At 69.5% G+C, this 21,953-nt stretch carries 12 protein-coding genes, 1 tRNA gene and 1 pseudogene; 13 read left to right on the top strand and 1 reads right to left on the bottom strand.

Translation table 11 applies throughout. The annotated features are described in order from the left end of the window. Nucleotides 1–167: 167 nt before the first annotated feature. Together FDO69_RS20675 and FDO69_RS20670 are read left to right on the top strand one after the other, a co-directional pair. The gene (locus FDO69_RS20675) at nucleotides 168–830 is read left to right on the top strand and encodes a DegT/DnrJ/EryC1/StrS family aminotransferase (protein WP_104781327.1); all 663 of its coding nucleotides are present in this window, start codon (nucleotides 168–170) and stop codon (nucleotides 828–830) included. A 73-nt stretch (nucleotides 831–903) separates the two neighbouring features. Beyond that, nucleotides 904–976 (top strand) — tRNA-Thr (locus FDO69_RS20670). 46 nt (nucleotides 977–1,022) lie between these two features. Here FDO69_RS20670 and FDO69_RS20665 read toward each other — a convergent pair. Continuing rightward, a complete protein-coding gene (locus FDO69_RS20665) occupies nucleotides 1,023–3,776 on the bottom strand; it encodes a SpoIIE family protein phosphatase (protein ID WP_104781326.1) in 2,754 nt (917 codons plus the stop codon). A 523-nt stretch (nucleotides 3,777–4,299) separates the two neighbouring features. Between FDO69_RS20665 and FDO69_RS43090 the strand changes: the two are divergent. From FDO69_RS43090 to FDO69_RS42105, 11 genes and pseudogenes are all read left to right on the top strand, one after another. Next, a pseudogene (locus FDO69_RS43090) lies at nucleotides 4,300–6,850 on the top strand (HAMP domain-containing protein); the annotation flags it as partial. A gap of 33 nt (nucleotides 6,851–6,883) precedes the next feature. Next, nucleotides 6,884–11,962, top strand: a complete 5,079-nt coding sequence (locus FDO69_RS20650; RefSeq protein WP_478131818.1) for a HAMP domain-containing protein — start codon at nucleotides 6,884–6,886, stop codon at nucleotides 11,960–11,962. Between the two features lie 307 nt (nucleotides 11,963–12,269). Continuing rightward, on the top strand, nucleotides 12,270–12,950 hold the full coding sequence (locus FDO69_RS20645) for a response regulator (RefSeq protein ID WP_104781324.1): 681 nt from the start codon (nucleotides 12,270–12,272) through the stop codon (nucleotides 12,948–12,950). Nucleotides 12,951–13,075: 125 nt separating this feature from the next. Continuing rightward, a complete protein-coding gene (locus FDO69_RS20640) occupies nucleotides 13,076–15,829 on the top strand; it encodes a DNA translocase FtsK (RefSeq protein ID WP_170320914.1) in 2,754 nt (917 codons plus the stop codon). A 260-nt stretch (nucleotides 15,830–16,089) separates the two neighbouring features. Then, a complete protein-coding gene (locus tag FDO69_RS20635) occupies nucleotides 16,090–16,938 on the top strand; it encodes a helix-turn-helix domain-containing protein (protein WP_104781323.1) in 849 nt (282 codons plus the stop codon). Nucleotides 16,939–17,031: 93 nt separating this feature from the next. After that, a complete protein-coding gene (rimO, locus tag FDO69_RS20630; RefSeq protein WP_104781322.1) occupies nucleotides 17,032–18,531 on the top strand; it encodes a 30S ribosomal protein S12 methylthiotransferase RimO in 1,500 nt (499 codons plus the stop codon). Further along, on the top strand, nucleotides 18,528–19,415 hold the full coding sequence (gene pgsA / locus FDO69_RS20625; protein WP_104781321.1) for a CDP-diacylglycerol--glycerol-3-phosphate 3-phosphatidyltransferase: 888 nt from the start codon (nucleotides 18,528–18,530) through the stop codon (nucleotides 19,413–19,415). The genes rimO and pgsA overlap by 4 nt, the downstream gene beginning before the upstream one ends. Further along, nucleotides 19,412–19,957, top strand: a complete 546-nt coding sequence (locus tag FDO69_RS20620; protein WP_104781320.1) for a CinA family protein — start codon at nucleotides 19,412–19,414, stop codon at nucleotides 19,955–19,957. Before pgsA ends, FDO69_RS20620 begins: the two co-directional genes overlap by 4 nt. Nucleotides 19,958–20,066: 109 nt before the next feature. Further along, nucleotides 20,067–20,447, top strand: coding sequence for a helix-turn-helix domain-containing protein (locus tag FDO69_RS20615; RefSeq protein WP_033314530.1), 381 nt, complete (start codon nucleotides 20,067–20,069; stop codon nucleotides 20,445–20,447). Between the two features lie 278 nt (nucleotides 20,448–20,725). Further along, nucleotides 20,726–21,196, top strand: a complete 471-nt coding sequence (locus tag FDO69_RS20610; protein ID WP_104781319.1) for a Dps family protein — start codon at nucleotides 20,726–20,728, stop codon at nucleotides 21,194–21,196. Between the two features lie 289 nt (nucleotides 21,197–21,485). Further along, entirely contained in the window at nucleotides 21,486–21,743 is a 258-nt protein-coding gene (locus FDO69_RS42105; protein WP_104781349.1) for a hypothetical protein, read from the top strand. Nucleotides 21,744–21,953 lie beyond the last annotated feature (210 nt).

The following is a 21,953-nucleotide window of genomic DNA, read 5'->3' as shown; positions in this document are numbered from 1 at the left end:
GCGCCGATGGTACTGCAGGGGGGACCCTGTGGGAGAGTAGGACGCCGCCGAACAATCATTGAAAGGGTTGGACCCGAAACTTCGGTTTCGGGTCCAACCCTTTTTTGTTCCACGTCACTTGAAGTTCACGTTGTGCGAGCAGCATCCACAGCATGGGTACTGCTGCAATGCTCAGGGCCGCCGGCGTCGGACTCGGTGACGAGGTCGTGGTGCCGGCCTTCGGTAACGTCGAGGTCGCCGAGGCCGTGGCCAAAGTCGGGGCTCTTCCGGTGTTCGCCGACATAGACCCCGCCACCTACTGCCTCGATGCCGCCGCTGTGGAAGCGGCGGTGACTCCGCGGACCGCGGCCGTGGTTGCCGTACACCGCTTCGGCCGACTCGCCGACATCCCGCGGCTGCACGCCCTCGGCCAGCGGCACGGACTGCTCGTTCTGGAACAGGGAGAGTCCGAGGCGCCGTACGACGAGATAGCCCAGCGCAGGGAGCGCGCGGCTTACCTCTACGCCAAGCTGAGGGGTGTCCGGGCGCCGGAGGACGGTGACGGGCACACCTATCAGCAATACGTCGTGCGGGTTCCCGGCAATGGACGACCCGATCGGGATGCCTTCGCGCGAGCCGTGCGGGCCAAGGGAGTTGAGTGCCGGGTGCCGGTGAAGACGCCCGTGCACCGGCTGCCCGAATTCCGGCGGTGTGTTTCGCTGCCGGAGACCGAACGAGCCTCCGACGAGACGCTGGCGCTACCGGTGGACGCGTCGCTGACCAAGCGCGACATGCAGCGCGTCGTGTCCGCCTGCAATGCCCTCGGAGGACTTCTGCAGCCCGCCTTCTGACGTGGTTGGGAGCACGGCTCTGTTCGGGGTATGATCTATTCCGTTGCCGCGGGGGAGACCTCGCAAGCAACAGGCCCCTATAGCTCAGTCGGTAGAGCGTCTCCATGGTAAGGAGAAGGTCAGCGGTTCGATTCCGCTTGGGGGCTCCGATAAAAAGGCCCCACCCTTACGGGTGGGGCCTTTCGCGTTCTCCTAGTCCTTCTGAAGGCCCGGGACGCGCATGGCGAGGATCGCCATGTCGTCCGACGGGGCGTCCGACGCGAAGCGTTCCACCGCGCGCATGATGCGCGCCGCGACCGCGCCGGCCGTCAGGCCCGTGCACGTCGTGAGGACGTCGGCGAGGCCGTCGTCGCCCAGCATGCGGGCGCCCTCCCGGCGTTCCGTGACACCGTCCGTGACACACAGGAGGACATCGCCCGGGTCGAGGGTGACGGTCTGCTCGTAGAGCTCCAGGTCCTCGATGACGCCGAGGAGCGGCTGGGGTTCCGCGGCCGGTTCGACCGAGCCGTCCTGGCGCAGGCGCAGCGGCAGCGGGTGTCCGGCGCAGACCACCTTCAGTTCCGCGCTGCCGTCCTCCTGGGGGCGCATCTCGCCGTAGAGAAGGGTGAGGAAGCGGCTGCGGGCGCCTTCGTCGAGGATCGCGGAGTTGAGGCGCTCCAGGACCGCCGGGCCGCTGAGTCCCTCGCGGGCCAGCAGGCGCAGGGCGTGGCGGGCCAGGCCCGTGACCGCCGCCGCGTTCGGGCCCGTGCCGCAGACGTCACCGATGGCGAAGCCGTAGGCGCCGTCGCGGATGGGGAAGACGTCGTAGAAGTCGCCGCCGACCTCGTTGCCCTCGCCGGCGGCGCGGTAGATGACCTCCACCTCGACGCCGTCGATCATCGGCAGTTCCGGGGGCAGGAGGCTGCGCTGGAGGGACTGGCTGATCGCCGTGCGCTCCGAGTAGAGGCGGGCGTTGTCCAGGGCCAGGGCGGCTCGGCGGGAGAGGTCCTCGGCGAGTTCCAGGATCTCCTGGCGGAAGTGTTCGTCGGTCGGCTTGCCCAGGGTCAGCATGCCGATGACGCGGTTGCGGGCGACCAGGGGAAGGACGACGGTCTCGCCGCCGACGGCGGAGGCGGTGGCGAGGGTGGGGCCGATGCCGGGTGTGACCTGGCGGGTGGGGCTGCTGCTGAGGCCGAGACTGCGCATGGAGGTGCGCAGGGCCGCCTGGTGGGCGACCTCGCTGGGGGCCGTCCACACGCGGGCGCCCGGGGTGGGGACCGGGTCGGGCGGGGGGACCTTCGACAGCAGGGACTTGATGCCGTCGATGAGTTCCTCGTCCTCGTGCAGGACGTAGGAGAGGTAGGGCTCGGAGGCCTGGTCGGCGATCGTGTAGACGGCGCACCAGGTGGCGAGGGTCGGGACCGTCATCTGGGCCATGAGGGCCAGGGTCTGGTCGCGGTCGAGGGTGCCGGCCAGCAGGTCGGACGCTTCGACGAGGAAGCTGAGGGAGCCGCGGCGCAGGCGTTCCAGTTCGCCCAGGCGGGCCGATTCGACGGCGAGGGCGATGCGGTCGGCGGCGAACTGGAGGCGCAGGGCCTCCTCGTTGGAATATCTGGCGGGGGCTTCGGCGGCGACGCCGAGGGAGCCGGTGAGGCGGCCCTCGACCTTCAGCGGGACGGTGACGACCGAGCGCATGCCCGTGCCGTTCAGCAGGGGTACCGCTCCGGGGACCGCGGTCAGGTCGTCGTGGACGGCGGGCATGCGGGCCGAGCCGTAGCGGCCGGGGCCGGCTTCGACGGGGACGCGGGCGAAGCGCTGACGGGCCGAGGGCAGGCCGGTGGAGGCGCGGACCTCCAGTTCCGTCTCGTCGTCGGTGGCCAGCAGGAGGAAGGCCGAGTCGCCGTCGAGCATGTCGCGGGCGCGTTCGACCGTGCGCTGGAGGAGGCCGTCGAGGTCGTCCGGGGCGGGGGAGCCGATGAAGACTTCGAAGGGGTCGGTGCTCTGGCCCTCGGCGCCGCTCGAGGTGTCGGAGCCGTGGACGCGCAGGGGCGTCTGCAGAACTGCCCGTTCGTGGTCCCGTACCAGGAGGCACACGGTTGACGGCTCGCCGCCCGTGTCGCGGACGCGCAGGTGGGAGGCGTAGACGGGGGTGACGCGGCCGGTGGCTGCGCGGATGCCGTAGCTGCCTTCCCAGCGGGACAGGCGGAGGGCCTCCGCGATGCCGGTGCTGGTGCCGGGGGTGTGGGGCCAGGCCGCGAGGTCGGTCAGGGGCTTGCCGGTGACCTGCTCGGCCGGGTAGCCGAAGAGCTCCTCGGCGTCCTCGTTCCAGGCGGTGATGTGGCCGGTGCGGTCGATCTGGATGACGGCGACGCGGACCCGGCCGTCGGCGAGGGGGAGGAGGTCGGAGGGGAGGGCGGGTCCGGCCGTGCGGGTGCCCACCGCGCGTGCGGGCAGATCCAGTTGGAACCAGACGGTCTTGTGGGTGGGGATGTACTCGACGCCCCAGCGGCCGGCGAGGGCCGCGCACAGCTGGAGGCCGCGGCCGCCTTCGCGGTCGGGGCTGCCCATGTTGATGGCCGTGGCCTGAAGGGGGATCTCGCGTTCGGGGTAGCGGTCGGCCACCTCGATGCGTACGCCCTCGTCGCTGCGCAGGCAGAGCACGTCGGCGGAGGTGCCGGCGTGGACCACGGCGTTGGTCACCAGTTCGCTGGTGAGAACGACGGCGTCGTCCACGATGTCGGCGAAGCCCCAGCCCTGGAGGGTGTCGCGGACGAAGGAGCGGGCGCTCGCGACCGATCGCCCGACGGGCTCGAAACTGGCGGCCGCGCGCGCGGTGATCACAGAACTCCTCGACCGGTTCTCGACGTGCTGGGCTGCGGGGCCGACCGGCTCGCGCCGCTGCTGCGGCAGGCTGCCCGTCGGCCGGGGGTCCGGGGGCTGTCCCCCGGGGATCAGTCCGGTGGTCATGTTGTGTGCGGCCGCCCCTCCGATGCCCGCTCGTCTTCGTGCCACCGCCCAGGCCGGACGGACCGGCGCGGCTGGACAGCCGGATGCAAGGTTACTTACCTTCGCGGTCCATGCGGATGCCGGTCTGCAGTGTTTCCGTCCGGAGGGTGTGCGGACGATGTGCGAAGCTGCCGAACTGTTATGGCCTGGTTCGGCCAGGGTGAAACACTGGGCAAGCTTCCTGTGAAGGTCCGGGCGGGCTGTGTGCCCGATGGTGACCGTGGGCAGCAGCCCCCGTGGAAACAGCCTGGTATGCAGGGCAGAGAATACGCAGTAGTAACTGGTACGGCGAGCGTGGTACCCGAGCACAGCAGTGACGGTCGATCCCTGCGGGAGGGACACAGTGGAGTCTGGCGCAGCGACGCGTGGCAAGAAGACGCGCGCGAAAGGCGGACAGTCCCCGGTCAACCAGGGCAAGGTGCGTAGCGGCACGACCGAGGTGGACACGGCGGCCCTGAACCGGCTGATGACTGCCCTCGTGTCGATGCGGGACGGGAACTTCCGCAAGCGGCTCACGGTGTCGGGTGACGGCGTGATGGCCGAGATCGCGGCGGTCTTCAACGAAGTGGCCGACCGCAATCTGCATCTGACGGGTGAGCTCTCGCGGGTGCGGCGGATGGTGGGCCGCGAGGGCAAGCTCACCGAGCGGCTGGAGACGGGAGCCTGCGAGGGTTCCTGGGCGACGGCGATCGACAACGGCAATGCCCTGGTGGACGACCTGGTACGGCCGGTCTCCGAGGTCGGCCGGGTGCTGTCGGCGGTGGCGGAGGGTGATCTGTCGCCGCGGATGGAGCTGCGGACGCAGGTGCCGGACGGCAACAGTCAGCCGCTGCGGGGCGAGTTCCTGAAGGTCGGACGGACCGTCAACAATCTGGTCGACGGCGGTGGCGGAGGGTGATCTGTCGCCGCGGATGGAGCTGCGGACGCAGGTGCCGGACGGCAACAGTCAGCCGCTGCGGGGCGAGTTCCTGAAGGTCGGACGGACCGTCAACAATCTGGTCGACCAGCTGTCGACGTTCACCGACGAGGTCACGCGTGTGGCCAGTGAGGTGGGCACCGAGGGCAAGCTGGGCGGGCAGGCCCGGGTGCGGGGCATGTCGGGTTCCTGGCGGGACCTGACGGACTCCGTCAACACGATGGCGTACCGGCTGACGGCCCAGGTGAGGGACATCGCGCTGGTGACGACGGCGGTCGCCAAGGGTGATCTGTCCCGGAAGGTCACGGTCCAGGTCGCCGGCGAGATGCTGGAGCTGAAGAACACCGTCAACACGCTGGTCGACCAGCTGTCGACGTTCACCGACGAGGTCACGCGTGTGGCCAGTGAGGTGGGCACCGAGGGCAAGCTGGGCGGGCAGGCCCGGGTGCGGGGCATGTCGGGTTCCTGGCGGGACCTGACGGACTCCGTCAACACGATGGCGTACCGGCTGACGGCCCAGGTGAGGGACATCGCGCTGGTGACGACGGCGGTCGCCAAGGGTGATCTGGCCCGGAAGGTCACGGTCCAGGTCGCCGGCGAGATGCTGGAGCTGAAGAACACCGTCAACACGATGGTGGACCAGCTGTCGGCGTTCTCCTCCGAGGTGACCCGGGTGGCCCGTGAGGTGGGCACCGACGGCGCGCTGGGCGGTCAGGCCCAGGTGCCCGGGGTCGCGGGAGTGTGGAAGGAACTCACCGATTCCGTGCACACCATGGCCGGGAACCTCACGGCCCAGGTGCGCGGAATCGCCGAGGTGACGACGGCGGTCGCCAACGGTGATCTGTCGCGGAAGGTCACCGTCGAGGTGGCCGGCGAGATGCTGGAGCTGAAGAACACCGTCAACACGCTGGTCGACCAGCTGTCGGCGTTCTCCTCCGAGGTGACCCGGGCGGCCCGTGAGGTGGGCACCGACGGCGCGCTGGGCGGTCAGGCCCAGGTGCCCGGGGTCGCGGGAGTGTGGAAGGAACTCACCGATTCCGTGAACACCATGGCCGGGAACCTCACGGCCCAGGTGCGCGGAATCGCCGAGGTGACGACGGCGGTCGCCAACGGTGACCTGTCGCGCAAGGTGACGGTGCAGGCGCGCGGTGAGGTCGCGCAGCTCGCCGAGACGATCAACCAGATGACCGAGACGCTGCGGATCTTCGCCGACGAGGTCACGCGCGTGGCCAACGAGGTGGGTGCCGAGGGGCGGCTCGGCGGACAGGCGAACGTGCCGGGTGCGGCGGGGACCTGGAAGGACCTGACGGACTCCGTCAACACCGTCTTCAGGAACCTCACCACTCAGGTGCGGGACATCGCCGCCGTGACGACGGCGGTGGCCAACGGTGATCTGTCGCAGAAGGTCACCGTCGATGTGGCCGGCGAGATGCTGGAGCTGAAGAACACCGTCAACGGGATGGTGGACCAGCTGTCCGCGTTCGGTGCCGAGGTCACGCGCGTGGCCCGGGAGGTCGGTGTCGAGGGTGAGCTGGGCGGTCAGGCGCAGGTGCCGGGCGCGGCCGGCACGTGGAAGGACCTGACCGACTCCGTCAACACGGCGTTCCGCAACCTCACCGGACAGGTGCGGAACATCGCGCAGGTGACGACGGCGGTCGCCAACGGTGACCTGTCGCAGAAGGTCACCGTCGATGTGGCCGGCGAGATGCTGGAGCTGAAGAACACCGTCAACGGGATGGTGGACCAGCTGTCCGCGTTCGGTGCCGAGGTCACGCGCGTGGCCCGGGAGGTCGGTGTCGAGGGTGAGCTGGGCGGTCAGGCGCAGGTGCCGGGCGCGGCCGGCACGTGGAAGGACCTGACCGACTCCGTCAACACGGCGTTCCGCAACCTCACCGGACAGGTGCGGAACATCGCGCAGGTGACGACGGCGGTCGCCAACGGTGACCTGTCGCAGAAGGTCACGGTCGACGTCTCCGGCGAGATGCTCAAGCTGAAGAACACCGTGAACACGATGGTGGACCAGCTGTCGTCCTTCGCCGACCAGGTGACCCGGATGGCCCGGGACGTGGGCACCGAGGGACGCCTGGGTGGTCAGGCCCAGGTGGACGGCGTGTCGGGCACGTGGAAGGAGCTCACGGACTCCGTCAACTCCATGGCCGGCAACCTCACCTCCCAGGTGCGCAACATCGCTCAGGTGACGACGGCGGTCGCCCGTGGCGACCTGTCGCAGAAGATCGACGTCGACGCGCGCGGGGAGATCCTCGAACTCAAGAACACCATCAACACGATGGTGGACCAGCTGTCGTCCTTCGCCGACCAGGTGACCTGGATGGCCCGGGACGTGGGCACCGAGGGACGCCTGGGCGGTCAGGCCCAGGTGGACGGCGTGTCGGGCACGTGGAAGGAGCTCACGGACTCCGTCAACTCCATGGCCGGCAACCTCACCGCCCAGGTGCGCAACATCGCGCAGGTGACGACGGCGGTCGCCCGTGGCGACCTGTCGCAGAAGATCGACGTCGACGCGCGCGGGGAGATCCTCGAACTCAAGAACACCATCAACACGATGGTGGACCAGCTCTCCGCGTTCGCCGACCAGGTGACCCGGGTGGCGCGCGAGGTGGGTACGGACGGGCGGCTGGGCGGTCAGGCGCAGGTGCCCGGGGTCGCCGGTGTGTGGCGGGAGCTGACGGATTCCGTGAACGGCATGGCCGGGAACCTCACCGCCCAGGTGCGCAACATCGCGCAGGTGACGACGGCGGTCGCCCGTGGCGACCTGTCGCAGAAGGTCGACGTCGACGCGCGCGGGGAGATCCTCGAGCTCAAGAACACCGTCAACACGATGGTGGACCAGCTCTCGTCCTTCGCCGACCAGGTGACCCGGGTGGCGCGCGAGGTGGGTACGGACGGGCGGCTGGGCGGTCAGGCGCAGGTGCCCGGGGTCGCCGGTGTGTGGCGGGACCTGACGGATTCCGTGAACGGCATGGCCGGGAACCTCACCGCGCAGGTGCGCAACATCGCGCAGGTGGCGACCGCGGTGGCCCGGGGCGACCTGTCCCAGAAGATCACCGTCGACGCGCGCGGGGAGATCCTGGAGCTCAAGAACACCCTGAACACGATGGTGGACCAGCTGTCGTCCTTCGCCGACCAGGTGACCCGGGTGGCGCGCGAGGTGGGTACGGACGGGCGGCTGGGCGGTCAGGCGCAGGTGCCCGGGGTCGCCGGTGTGTGGCGGGACCGGACGGATTCCGTGAACGGCATGGCCGGGAACCTCACCGCGCAGGTGCGCAACATCGCGCAGGTGGCGACCGCGGTGGCCCGGGGTGACCTGTCCCAGAAGATCACCGTGGATGCGCGCGGGGAGATCCTGGAGCTCAAGAACACCCTGAACACGATGGTGGACCAGCTGTCGTCCTTCGCCCAGGAGGTCACGCGAGTGGCCCGTGAGGTGGGTACGGAAGGCATCCTGGGCGGTCAGGCCGAGGTGCAGGGCGTCTCCGGCACCTGGAAGGACCTCACCCAGTCGGTGAACGGCATGGCCAACAACCTGACCATCCAGGTGCGCAACATCGCCGAGGTCGCGACCGCGGTGGCCCGGGGTGACCTGTCGCAGAAGATCACCGTCGACGCGCGCGGGGAGATCCTCGAGCTGGTGACGACCCTGAACACGATGGTGGACCAGCTGTCGTCCTTCGCCCAGGAGGTCACGCGAGTGGCCCGTGAGGTGGGTACGGAAGGCATCCTGGGCGGTCAGGCCGAGGTGCAGGGCGTCTCCGGCACCTGGAAGGACCTCACCCAGTCGGTGAACGGCATGGCCAACAACCTGACCATCCAGGTGCGCAACATCGCCGAGGTCACGACCGCGGTGGCCCGGGGCGATCTGTCGAAGAAGATCACCGTCGACGCCAAGGGCGAGATCCTCGAGCTGGTCACGACCGTCAACACGATGGTGGACCAGCTGTCGTCCTTCGCCCAGGAGGTCACGCGAGTGGCCCGTGAGGTGGGTACGGAAGGCATCCTGGGCGGTCAGGCCGAGGTGCAGGGCGTCTCCGGCACCTGGAAGGACCTCACCCAGTCGGTGAACGGCATGGCCAACAACCTGACCGTCCAGGTGCGCAACATCGCCGAGGTCACGACCGCGGTGGCCCGGGGCGATCTGTCGAAGAAGATCACCGTCGACGCCAAGGGCGAGATCCTCGAGCTGGTCACGACCGTCAACACGATGGTGGACCAGCTGTCGTCCTTCGCCGAGCAGGTGACCCGGGTGGCCCGTGAGGTGGGCACCGAGGGCATCCTGGGCGGCCAGGCGCACGTGCCGGGCGTCACGGGCATCTGGAAGGACCTGAGCGACAACGTCAACCTGATGGCGAAGAACCTCACCACTCAGGTGCGGAACATCTCCCAGGTCTCGGCGGCGGTCGCCAACGGTGACCTGACGCGGCAGGTGACCATCGAGGCGCGCGGTGAGGTCGCGCAGCTCGCCGACACGATCAACACGATGGTGAAGACGCTGAGTTCGTTCGCCGAGCAGGTCACCAAGGTGGCCCGTGAGGTGGGCACGGACGGCATCCTGGGCGGGCAGGCGCATGTGCCGGGTGTGGCAGGTACGTGGAAGGACCTCACCGAGTCCGTGAACCAGATGGCGTCCAACCTGACCGGTCAGGTGCGCAACATCGCCATGGTGACCACGGCCATCGCCAAGGGTGACCTGACGAAGAAGATCGACATCGACGCGCGCGGCGAGATCCTGGAGCTGAAGACGACCATCAACACGATGGTCGACCAGCTGTCGTCCTTCGCCGAGGAGGTCACCAGGGTTGCCCGCGAGGTGGGCACGGAGGGGCAGCTCGGCGGCCAGGCACGCGTGCGTGACGTGGACGGCACCTGGCGGGACCTGACCGAGTCGGTGAACGAGATGGCCGGGAACCTGACCCGGCAGGTGCGTGCCATCGCGCGCGTGGCGACCGCGGTGACCCGTGGTGATCTCAATCTGAAGATCGACGTGGACGCGTCCGGGGAGATCCAGGAGCTCCAGGACTACATCAACAAGATGATCGCCAACCTGCGCGACACCACGATCGCCAACAAGGAGCAGGACTGGCTCAAGGGCAACCTGGCCCGGATCTCCGCGTTGATGCAGGGCCGCCGCGACCTGGAGGACGTGGCGTCGCTGATCATGAGCGAGCTGACCCCGGTCGTCTCCGCGCAGCACGGCGCGTTCTTCGTGGCGATGCCGCTCGTCGACGGCGAGGACGTGAGCGCCACGGACGAGGACCAGTACGAGCTGCGCATGCTCGGCAGTTACGGCTACTCGATGGGCTCCATGCCGACGTCGTTCCAGCCCGGTGAGGCGCTGGTCGGGACGGCTGCCGAGGAGAAGCGCACGATCCTGGTGGAGAACGCGCCGAGCGGCTACCTGAGGATCTCCTCGGGGCTCGGCGAGGCACCGCCCGCGCAGGTGATCGTGCTGCCGGTGCTGTTCGAGGGCAGCGTGCTCGGGGTCATCGAGCTGGCGTCCTTCACGCCGTTCACGCAGATCCAGAAGGACTTCCTGAACCAGATCGCCGAGATGATCGCGACGAGCGTCAACACCATCTCCGTCAACACCAAGACCGAGCTGCTGCTGGCGCAGTCGCAGGAGCTGACCGAGCAACTGCGGGAGCGTTCGGCCGAGTTGGAGCAGCGGCAGAAGGCCCTCCAGGCGTCCAACGCCGAACTGGAGGAGAAGGCCGAGCTGCTGGCCCAGCAGAACCGCGACATCGAGGTGAAGAACACCGAGATCGAGGAGGCGCGGCAGGTTCTGGAGGAGCGTGCCGAGCAGCTCGCGGTGTCGATGCGCTACAAGAGCGAGTTCCTCGCGAACATGTCGCACGAGCTGCGTACGCCGCTCAACTCGCTGCTGATCCTGGCCAAGCTGCTCGCCGACAACGCCGAGGGGAACCTCTCCCCGAAGCAGGTCGAGTTCGCCGAGACGATCCACGGGGCCGGTTCGGACCTGCTCCAGCTCATCAACGACATCCTCGACCTGTCGAAGGTCGAGGCGGGCAAGATGGACGTCTCCCCGACGCGGATCGCGCTCGTCCAGCTCGTGGACTACGTGGAAGCCACCTTCCGGCCGCTGACGGCGGAGAAGGGCCTGGATCTGTCGGTGCGGGTCTCTCCGGAGCTGCCCGCGACGCTGCACACCGACGAGCAGCGGCTGCTGCAGGTGCTGCGCAACCTGCTGTCGAACGCGGTGAAGTTCACCGACTCGGGCTCGGTGGAGCTGGTCATCAGGCCGGCGCGGGACGACGTGCCGCAGCGGATCCGGGAGCAGTTGCTGGAGACCGGGTCGCTGACCGATCCGGAGGCCGAGCTGATCGCGTTCTCCGTGACCGACACGGGGATCGGCATCGCCTCCAGCAAGATGCGGGTGATCTTCGAGGCGTTCAAGCAGGCCGACGGCACGACCAGCCGGAAGTACGGCGGTACGGGCCTCGGGTTGTCCATCTCGCGGGAGATCGCGCAGCTGCTCGGCGGTGAGATCTACGCGCAGAGTGAGACGGGCCGCGGCTCGACGTTCACGCTGTATCTGCCGCTGCACCCCAGTGAACTGCCGCCCCAGGGCTACCAGCAGCAGCTGCCCGCCCTGGAGGCAGGCGACCTGGTGGCGTCGACGACCGACCTGTCCGAGCTGTCGGACGTCGAGGTCGAGACGCCGGCCGAGGTGAAGTCGTACCGCGAGACGCAGAACGGGCCGGCCGCCCTGTTCCGGCGGCGTCGCAGGATGCCCGAGCTGCCGCCGCGCCCCGCGCAGCTGGAGCAGTGGGCCCCGGCCGATCAGGAGCCGGCGCCGAAGCCGAACCGCGGCATCCGGTTCGGTGGTCAGAAGGTCCTGATCGTCGACGACGACATCCGCAACGTCTTCGCCCTGACCAGCGTCCTGGAGCAGCACGGCCTGTCCGTGCTGTACGCCGAGAACGGCCGGGAGGGGATCGAGGTCCTGGAGCAGCACGACGACGTGGCGGTCGTGCTGATGGACATCATGATGCCTGAGATGGACGGGTACGCCACGACCAATGCGATCCGCAGGATGCCGCAGTTCGCCGGTCTGCCGATCATCGCGCTGACCGCCAAGGCGATGAAGGGCGACCGGGAGAAGGCGATCGAGTCGGGCGCCTCCGACTACGTGACGAAGCCGGTCGATCCCGATCACCTGCTCGCGGTGATGGATCAGTGGATGCGAGGGGAATGAGGGGAACGTTGGGCAGTTGCGCGACCATCACGGGAAGGTTCGGTGTTCACGCGGAGTTGCCGACTCGGTGTGCGCATAGTCGTGTAGAAGTACAAGATCTGGGGAACCTTCTGGTCTCCTGCTGCGTTTCTGCTACGTGCACAGTGACATCACGGTGACAGGGTGTGGCGACGGGCAGGGTGCGGCTACGATGACCGGCACAAGGACGGGCGGCGCAAGGGAGTCGTCCCCTGGGGCGGCACCCACCGGTGCTGCCGCAGGTCCTGCGGACAGGGGAGGCCCCACGCCGGGGCGAGGAGGGCGGGCCATGGTGCAGAAGGCCAAGATCCTCCTGGTCGATGACCGGCCGGAGAATCTGCTGGCGCTGGAGGCGATCCTCTCTGCGCTCGATCAGACGCTGGTGCGGGCATCGTCCGGGGAGGAAGCGCTCAAGGCGCTGCTCACGGACGACTTCGCGGTCATCCTGCTGGATGTCCAGATGCCGGGTATGGACGGCTTCGAGACGGCCGCGCACATCAAGCGCCGTGAGCGGACCCGGGACATCCCGATCATCTTCCTCACGGCGATCAACCACGGCCCGCACCACACCTTCCGGGGCTACGCGGCGGGCGCGGTGGACTACATCTCCAAGCCGTTCGACCCGTGGGTGCTGCGCGCGAAGGTCTCCGTCTTCGTCGAGCTGTACATGAAGAACTGCCAGCTGAGGGAGCAGGCGTCGCTGCTGCGGCTCCAGTTGGAGGGCACCGGCAAGGACGCGGGCGGCGAGGCCAAGGAGTCGGCCGGGCTGCTCGCCGAGCTCTCCGCGCGGCTCGCGGCCGTCGAGGAGCAGGCCGAAGCGCTGACCAAGCAGCTCAACGACGAGTCGACGGACGCCGCCGCGGTGGCCACGGCGGCTCATCTGGAGCGCAAGCTCACGGGGTTGCGGCGGGCGCTGGACGCGCTGGAGCCGGGCACCGGGAGCACCTCCTCGGTGTCCTCGCAGAACTGACGTGCGCGCAGGCGGGATTGCCGCCATGACCGCGCGTCAGTTTCGCGCCTCTTCCGAAGCGACACGAACGGGTGAAGCCGTGGACACGCGTGTCCCCTGTCGTCTCCCCCGGTAACCTCACACCCATGGCCTCACGTCCCTCCGCAGCCAAGAAGCCGCCGCCCGCGAAGAAGGCGGCCGTGAAGGCTCCGGCGAAGAAGGCCGCCGCCAAGAAGGCTCCCGCGAAGAAGGCGCCCGCCCGGAAGGCCGCGGCCAGGAAGGTCGCGCCCAGACCGGCCCCCAGTCCGACCGGTGGCATCTACCGGCTCGTGCGTGCCGTCTGGCTCGGTGTGGCGCACGCCGTCGGCGCGGTGTTCCGGGGCATAGGGCAGGGCGCCAAGAACCTCGACCCGGCCCATCGCAAGGACGGTGTCGCCCTGCTGCTGCTCGGTATCGCGCTGATCGTCGCCGCGGGCACGTGGGCGGATCTCAAGGGCCCCGTCGGCGACCTCGTCGAGATCCTGGTGACCGGCGCCTTCGGCCGCCTCGACCTGCTCGTGCCGATACTGCTCGCCGTCATCGCCGTGCGGTTCATCCGTCACCCGGAGAAGCCCGAGGCGAACGGACGCATCGGCATCGGCCTGTCCGCGCTCGTCATCGGCGTGCTCGGCCAGATCCACGTCGCGTGCGGCTCACCCGCGCGCGGCGACGGCATGCAGGCCATAAGGGACGCCGGCGGCCTCATCGGCTGGGCCGTCGCGACTCCCCTGTCGTACGCCATGGGTGACGTGCTCGCCGTACCGCTGCTGGTGCTGCTGACGGTCTTCGGGCTGCTGGTCGTCACGGCCACCCCGGTCAACGCCATCCCGCAGCGGCTGCGGCTGCTCGGGGTGCGTCTCGGGATCGTCCGCGACCCGGCCGAGGACGAGTTCGACTTCGCCGACGACGAGCGCTACGAGGAGCAGTGGCGCGAGGCGCTGCCCGCGCGCCCGCGCGGCAGGCGCGCGCCGGCGCCCGAGGCGTACGACCCCGACAGTGCCGAGCAGGAGGCGCTCACGCGGCGCCGAGGCCGTCCGCGCCGCTCGGCGGTACCGCAGCCCGACATGGACCGGCCCAGGGACGCCGTGGACGTCGCCGCGGCGGCTGCCGCCGCCCTCGACGGAGCCGTGCTGCACGGCATGCCGCCGTCGCCGGTCGTCGCCGACCTCACCCAGGGCGTACGGGTGGGGGACCAGGAGGCGACCACACCGACACCCGTCCCGGCCGCCCGGCCGCAGCAGGACAAGCTCAAGAAGGACAGCGAGCCCGAGCAGGACGACCCCGGCCCGCAGAAGCCCAGGGCGGGCGTACGCGACCTCACCAAGGCCCCGCCCTCCAAACCCCGCGACCTGCCCCCGCGCGCGGAGCAGCTCCAGCTCTCCGGCGACATCACGTACTCGCTGCCGTCGCTGGACCTGCTGGAGCGCGGCGGCCCGGGCAAGGCGCGCAGCGCCGCCAACGACCTCATCGTCGAGTCGCTGACGACGGTCTTCACCGAGTTCAAGGTGGACGCCAGTGTCACCGGCTTCACGCGCGGGCCGACGGTCACGCGTTACGAGGTCGAGCTCGGCCCCGCCGTGAAGGTCGAGCGGATCACCGCGCTGACGAAGAACATCGCCTACGCCGTCGCCAGCCCGGACGTGCGGATCATCAGCCCCATTCCCGGCAAGTCCGCGGTCGGCATCGAGATCCCCAACACCGACCGCGAGATGGTCAACCTCGGTGACGTACTCCGTCTGGCGGAGTCCGCCGAGGACGACGACCCGATGCTGGTCGCCTTCGGCAAGGACGTCGAGGGCGGCTACGTCATGCACTCGCTGGCGAAGATGCCGCACATGCTGGTCGCCGGCGCCACCGGCTCCGGCAAGTCGTCCTGCATCAACTGCCTGATCACCTCGATCATGATGCGGGCGACCCCCGAGGACGTGCGGATGATCCTGGTCGACCCCAAGCGGGTCGAACTGACCGCGTACGAGGGCATCCCGCACCTGATCACACCGATCATCACCAACCCCAAGCGGGCCGCCGAGGCGCTCCAGTGGGTGGTACGCGAGATGGACCTGCGCTACGACGACCTGGCCGCCTACGGCTACCGGCACATCGACGACTTCAACAAGGCCGTGCGCGAAGGCAAGGCCAAGCCGCCCGAGGGCAGCGAGCGCGAGCTCCAGCCGTACCCGTACCTGCTGGTCATCGTGGACGAACTCGCCGACCTGATGATGGTCGCGCCGCGCGACGTCGAGGACGCGATCGTGCGCATCACGCAGCTCGCGCGCGCGGCCGGCATCCACCTGGTGCTCGCCACGCAGCGGCCGTCGGTGGACGTCGTCACCGGCCTGATCAAGGCGAACGTGCCCTCGCGGCTGGCGTTCGCCACGTCCTCGCTGGCCGACTCGCGGGTCATCCTCGACCAGCCGGGTGCCGAGAAGCTCATCGGCAAGGGTGACGGGCTGTTCCTGCCCATGGGGGCCAACAAGCCCACCCGTATGCAGGGCGCGTTCGTCACCGAGGAGGAGATCGCGGGCGTCGTCCAGCACTGCAAGGACCAGATGACGCCCGTCTTCCGGGACGACGTCGTCGTGGGCACCAAGCAGAAGAAGGAGATCGACGAGGACATCGGCGACGACCTCGACCTGCTGTGCCAGGCGGCCGAACTGGTCGTCTCCACGCAGTTCGGGTCGACGTCCATGCTCCAGCGCAAGCTGCGCGTCGGCTTCGCCAAGGCCGGCCGGCTGATGGACCTGATGGAGTCCCGGAACATCGTCGGACCGAGCGAGGGTTCGAAGGCTCGTGACGTTCTTGTGAAGCCTGACGAGCTGGATGGCGTGCTCGCCCTGATCCGGGGGGAGTCTGAAGGGTAGGGAGCGCGACACGGCGATCGCCGAACGCGGCGTTACGGCAATCGGGTCCGGATCGTGACTCACCCGTAAGGGATCATCGAGCAACCGTTTCCACTCGGCGTACGTCAAGTTGAGCGAAGCGACAAGCAGCGACCCCACCATCGGAATGTCGGGCCATTCCGATGGCGTACAAAGTGACACCGCCCGGTTGCCCCACCCTTTTGGTACCCCCCTAGACTGAACTTCCAGCACAGGCGGCTACACGCTCGAAAGGCGCCCCCGTGTCCATCGGCAACTCCCCTGAAGACGAGCGTCCGTTCGAAAACGAGCACGTCGAAGCAGACCGCGAGGAAGCCCGCCCCTCCATCGGCCATGTCCTGCAGCAGGCTCGTATCGCCGCCGGGCTGACCGTCGACGACGTCAGTAGCGCCACCCGGGTCCGCATGAACATCGTGCACGCGATCGAGGCGGACGACTTCGCCCCCTGTGGTGGGGACGTCTACGCCCGTGGGCACATCAGGACCCTGGCCAAGGCTGTCCACCTCGACCCCGAGCCGCTGCTCGCCCAGTACGGCGACGAGCACGGCGGGCGGCCGGCGCCGACCCCGGCAGCTCCCCTCTTCGAGGCGGAACGCATCCGTCCGGAGCGGCGGGGCCCCAACTGGACCGCCGCCATGGTCGCCGCGATCGTCGCGGTGATCGGTTTCGTCGGCTTCACCATGTTCCAGGGCGGCGACGACAACGCCAACGAGGCGAACGTGGCCGAGGGCTCCACGCCCAGCGACTCCGCCTCCCCGACCACCAAGACCAAGAAGCCCGCCGACCCCGAATCCGAGCCGTCGGACAGTGCCATCGCCGCCGCGCCGCAGGACAAGGTGACCGTCCGCGTGGCCGCCGCCGACGGCCGCAGCTGGATCGCCGCCAAGGACCACAACGGCCGGATGATCTTCGACGGCGTCCTCAAGCAGGGCGACACCAAGACCTTCCAGGACAGCTCGAAGGTCCACCTCGTCCTCGGGGACGCCGGTGCGATCGACCTCTTCGTCAACGGCAAGAAGATCGAGGAGGACTTCCAGCCCGGGTCCGTCGAACGCCTGACGTACACGAAGGGCGACCCGCAAGCCGGCTGATCAGACCGAAAGGTCCGGTTGATACGGGGTTGGCCGGGAAACGGTCAACCCCGTCGACGTGGGGTGTCAGCGGGACGAAGTAGTCTTGAGCCCATGCCTGAACGCCGTACCGTCGCACTCGTCACCCTTGGCTGCGCCCGTAACGAGGTGGACTCGGAGGAGCTCGCAGGCCGTTTGGAGGCGGACGGCTGGCAGCTCGTGGAGGACGCCGAGCACGCGGACGTCGCCGTCGTGAACACCTGCGGCTTCGTCGAAGCCGCCAAGAAGGACTCCGTCGACGCCCTCCTCGAAGCCAACGACCTCAAGGGGCACGGCAGAACCCAGGCCGTCGTGGCGGTGGGCTGCATGGCCGAGCGGTACGGCAAGGAGCTCGCCGAGGCCCTCCCCGAGGCCGACGGTGTGCTCGGCTTCGACGACTACTCGGACATCTCGGACCGCCTGCAGACCATCCTCAACGGCGGCATCCACACCGCCCACACCCCGCGCGACCGGCGCAAGCTGCTGCCGATCAGCCCGGCGGAGCGCCAGGAGTCGGCCACCTCGGTCGCCCTGCCCGGGCACGGACCGGCCGAGCCCTCCGTGGCGCCGGCCGACCTTCCGGAGGGCCTCGCTCCCGCCTCGGGTCCGCGTGCGCCCCTGCGCCGCCGTCTGGACGGCTCCCCGGTCGCCTCCGTGAAGCTCGCCTCCGGCTGCGACCGCCGCTGCTCCTTCTGCGCCATCCCCTCCTTCCGCGGCTCCTTCATCTCCCGGCGCCCGAGCGACGTGCTCAACGAGACGCGCTGGCTGGCCGAGCAGGGCGTGAAGGAGATCATGCTGGTCTCCGAGAACAACACCTCCTACGGCAAGGACCTCGGCGACATCCGCCTGCTGGAGTCGCTGCTGCCCGAGCTCGCCGAGGTCGACGGCATCGAGCGCGTCCGCGTCAGCTACCTCCAGCCGGCCGAGATGCGGCCCGGCCTCATCGACGTGCTGACGTCGACCCCGAAGGTAGCGCCCTACTTCGACCTGTCCTTCCAGCACTCCGCGCCCGGCGTGCTGCGCGCGATGCGCCGCTTCGGCGACACCGACCGCTTCCTGGAGCTCCTCGACACCATCCGGAGCAAGGCGCCGGAGGCCGGTGTCCGCTCGAACTTCATCGTCGGCTTCCCCGGCGAGAGCGAGGCCGACCTCGCCGAGCTGGAGCGGTTCCTGAACGGCGCGCGGCTGGACGCCATCGGTGTCTTCGGCTATTCCGACGAGGAGGGCACCGAGGCCGCGACCTACGACGACAAGCTCGACGAGGACGTCGTCGCCGAGCGGCTGGCCCACATCTCCCGCCTGGCGGAGGAGCTCGTCTCGCAGCGGGCCGAGGACCGGGTCGGCCAGACCGTGCGGGTCCTCGTCGAGTCCGTCGACGAGGACGGCGTGTACGGCCGTGCCGAGCACCAGGCGCCCGAGACGGACGGCCAGGTGCTGCTCACGAGCGGCGCGGGTCTGCGTATCGGCCGTATGGTCGAGGCGAAGGTGGTCGGTACGGAGGGTGTCGACCTGGTGGCCGAGCCGCTGCAGGGCTCGCTCACGTCGCCTGCGTGGAGTGAGGAGGCGGGCAGATGACCGGTGTCCCGGCATCCGCGGCGGGAGGCGCCTCCGGCGCGAGGAGGGCGGCGGCGGGTGCGGCCGCTGCCGCGTCCACTGCGGCTCCAGGCAAGATTGCGGGAACGGCGGCCGCACGGTCAGCCGACGGCGGAGCGCCCGGAGCGGGCCCCGGCGCCTCGTCCGGCGGGCGGCATGGCGGACCTGCCGGGGCGGCTGCCGCCGATGAGGCCGTCCCCGGTGAGGACGCCGGACTGGACGCGCAGGACGACGGGAAGACCCCGCGGGGCGCGAAAATTGCTGCCGCCGCCGTCAACCAGGCCAGTGTCTGGAACATCGCCAACCTCCTGACCATGCTCCGGCTGGTCCTCGTACCGGCCTTCGTCGCGCTGATGCTCGCCGACGGCGGCTACGACCCGGCGTGGCGGTCCCTCGCCTGGGCCGCCTTCGCGATCGCCATGATCACCGACCTGTTCGACGGTCATCTGGCGCGCGCGTACAACCTGGTCACGGACTTCGGGAAGATCGCCGACCCCATCGCCGACAAGGCGATCATGGGTGCGGCGCTGATCTGTCTCTCCGCGCTCGGTGACCTGCCGTGGTGGGTGACCGGCGTCATCCTCGGCAGGGAACTCGGGATCACGCTGCTGCGTTTTCTGGTCATCCGGTACGGCGTCATTCCCGCCAGCCGCGGAGGCAAGCTGAAGACCCTCACTCAGGGCGTGGCCGTGGGCATGTACATCCTGGCGCTGACGGGGTGGCTGGCGACCCTGAGGTGGTGGGTGATGGCCGCGGCGGTCGTGCTGACCGTGGTGACCGGACTCGACTATGTGAAACAGGCCATTGTCTTGCGCAGGCAGGGAATCGCCGAGCGCAAGGCCGCGTTGGAGGAGAAGGAAGCGTGAGTTCCACGGCCACCGACGTGGTGCGACTACTCACGGTGAAGGGTGAGACGCTCGCCGTCGCGGAGTCGCTGACCGGTGGCCTCGTCGCGGCGGAGATCACGTCGGTCCCCGGAGCGTCCAAGGTCTTCCGGGGCTCCGTGACCGCGTACGCCACCGAGCTGAAGCACGACCTGCTCGATGTCGACGCCGCTCTGCTGGCGACTCACGGAGCGGTGGACCCGCAGGTCGCAGCGCAGATGGCGGCCGGTGTGCGCAAGGCGCTCGGCACCGACTGGGGCATCGCGACCACCGGTGTCGCGGGCCCCGACCCACAGGACGGACAGCCCGTCGGCACGGTCTTCGTCGCCGTGGACGGACCCGTTGCGACGGATCCGGGTTCTGCCGGCGGCGGAAAAGTGGAGGCTCTGCGGTTGAACGGCGGCCGCGCGGAAATTCGTAGAGAGAGTGTACGGAGCGTACTCGCACTGCTCCTGAAGGGGCTTGCGAGCGAACAGACCGGGAATGAGCGGGCACAGGATACGGAACGGAACGGGGGGTTTTGATGTTTGCAGCCCTGAGTGAACACGACATCGCTCCCCGCACGGCCGCGGCGCAAGGCGGTACGGTGGGGCGTAATGGATGCGGCTACGCGGTCCGAGGAGGGAGCCACCGATGATTCTGCTCCGTCGCCTGCTGGGTGACGTGCTGCGTCGGCAGCGCCAGCGCCAGGGCCGTACTCTGCGCGAAGTCTCCTCGTCCGCCCGAGTCTCACTCGGCTATCTTTCCGAGGTGGAGCGGGGGCAGAAGGAGGCTTCCTCCGAGCTGCTCTCCGCGATCTGCGACGCGCTGGACGTACGGATGTCCGAGCTCATGCGGGAAGTGAGCGACGAGCTCGCCCTCGCCGAGCTGGCCCAGTCTGCTGCGGCCACCCCCAGCGAGCCTGTACCCACGCCGGTTCGCTCGATGCTGGGTTCCGTCTCGGTGACCGGTGTGCCACCGGAACGGGTGACCATCAAGGCGCCCGCCGAAGCGGTGGACGTCGTCGCCGCGTGAGGCTGTACGCCTGCACGGCATGAGGCGAACGGCGCCGACCAGGCGCTGAGAAGTGGTGAGGCCCCGGCCGGGCCTCTCCGGGAGATCCGGAGAGGTGTCGCCCGGGGTTTTCGCTTGCGTGGACGCCGGGTTTTCGCCTGCGTGCGCGCTGTGGTTTTCGTCTGCGCGGGCCCGATGAGCCCTCACGAAAGTGCTGTGTCTGGTTTGTGTGCGTTTGCCGGTGTGGCGTACGGCCGTCATCGTTGAGGGGATGGCGGGGGCAGTCCTCGGAGGTGCGGATGTACGTCGTGAAGAGCCCGTTGTCGGACGCGAACCTGAAGACCGTGTCCGAGGCGTTGCAGGGTGCCCTCGTCGATCTGGTGGATCTCGCCCTCGTGGCGAAGCAGATCCACTGGAACGTGGTGGGGCCGCGCTTCCGTTCCGTGCACCTCCAGCTCGACGAGGTCGTCGACACCGCGCGGAAGTACTCCGACACCGTGGCCGAGCGTGCCGCGGCCCTCGGCATCTCTCCCGACGGGCGTGCCGCGACGGTGGCCGTCGGCAGCGGGATCGGGGTGACACCCGAGGGTTGGGTCGATGACACGACCGCCGTGGGAACGCTGGTCGAAGCGCTGGGAGCGGTGATCGCGCGGATGCGGGAGCGGGTCGAGTCGACCGGCGAGCCGGATCCGGTGAGCCAGGACATCTTCATCGGGATCACGGCGGACCTGGAGAAGCATCATTGGATGTTCCAGGCCGAGAACGGGTGACGGAAGCGGGCGCGGGCACGGTCGACAGCACCGGCCAGCCAGGTGAGCCAGGTGGGCCGGGTGAGCCGGGTAAGCCTCATGGGGCTGCTGGGGCTGTTGACGTGGCTCGGTTCATACGACTGTGCGGCGTGGGTGGTCTGCGGGTGCGCGGCCTGAGTGGGGTGCGCGGTCCGAGTGGGATATGCGGCCCGAGCGGGGTGCGCGGTGCTCCCGTGTGCCTCTGGTGCGCCCTGCCGACGGGTCCGGGCCGCGGCATAGCGTCGGGCCGGAGGTGGCGGCCGTGCGGATAGTGGGCTGGGGGAGCCGGCGCTGGGGGGCTCGCGGGGCCGCGCTGGGGCTGGGGGCGCTGTGGTGGTGGGCCGTGCTCCGGCTGGTGGCCGTGCCCGGGGCGGGGGTGCTGGAAGCTGCGGTCGCGGCCGGGGGGTGGGGGCTGAGCGTGCTACCCGTGCACTGCGTGCCCAAGCGGCAGGCACGGGGGGTTGTGGGGGCGGGGCGGCTGCGGAGGATCTGGAGGGCCGGGGGTGAGGGGGCGGCGGGGGTGAAGTGAAGTCGGGGGAGGTGTAGGGGGCGATGGGGGCGTCTCACCTTGTAGGGAGGGCTCATCGTCGGGGGTGTCTCACCGGGGCGTGGTCACGCCCCGGCCGGGCGCCGGGGAGGGGGGCGGCGGGACGCAGGCGAGGGGCGTAGGGAGGGCTCATCGGCGGGGGTGTCTCACCGGGGCGTGGTCACGCCCCGTCCGGGCGCCGGGGAGGGGTGC

The organism is Streptomyces tibetensis (assembly GCF_007655005.1).
Classification (GTDB): Bacteria; Actinomycetota; Actinomycetes; order Streptomycetales; family Streptomycetaceae; genus Streptomyces; species Streptomyces tibetensis.
The sequence above is the reverse complement of the archived record's forward strand: the minus strand, read 5'-3'. Positions and strand labels throughout refer to the sequence as shown.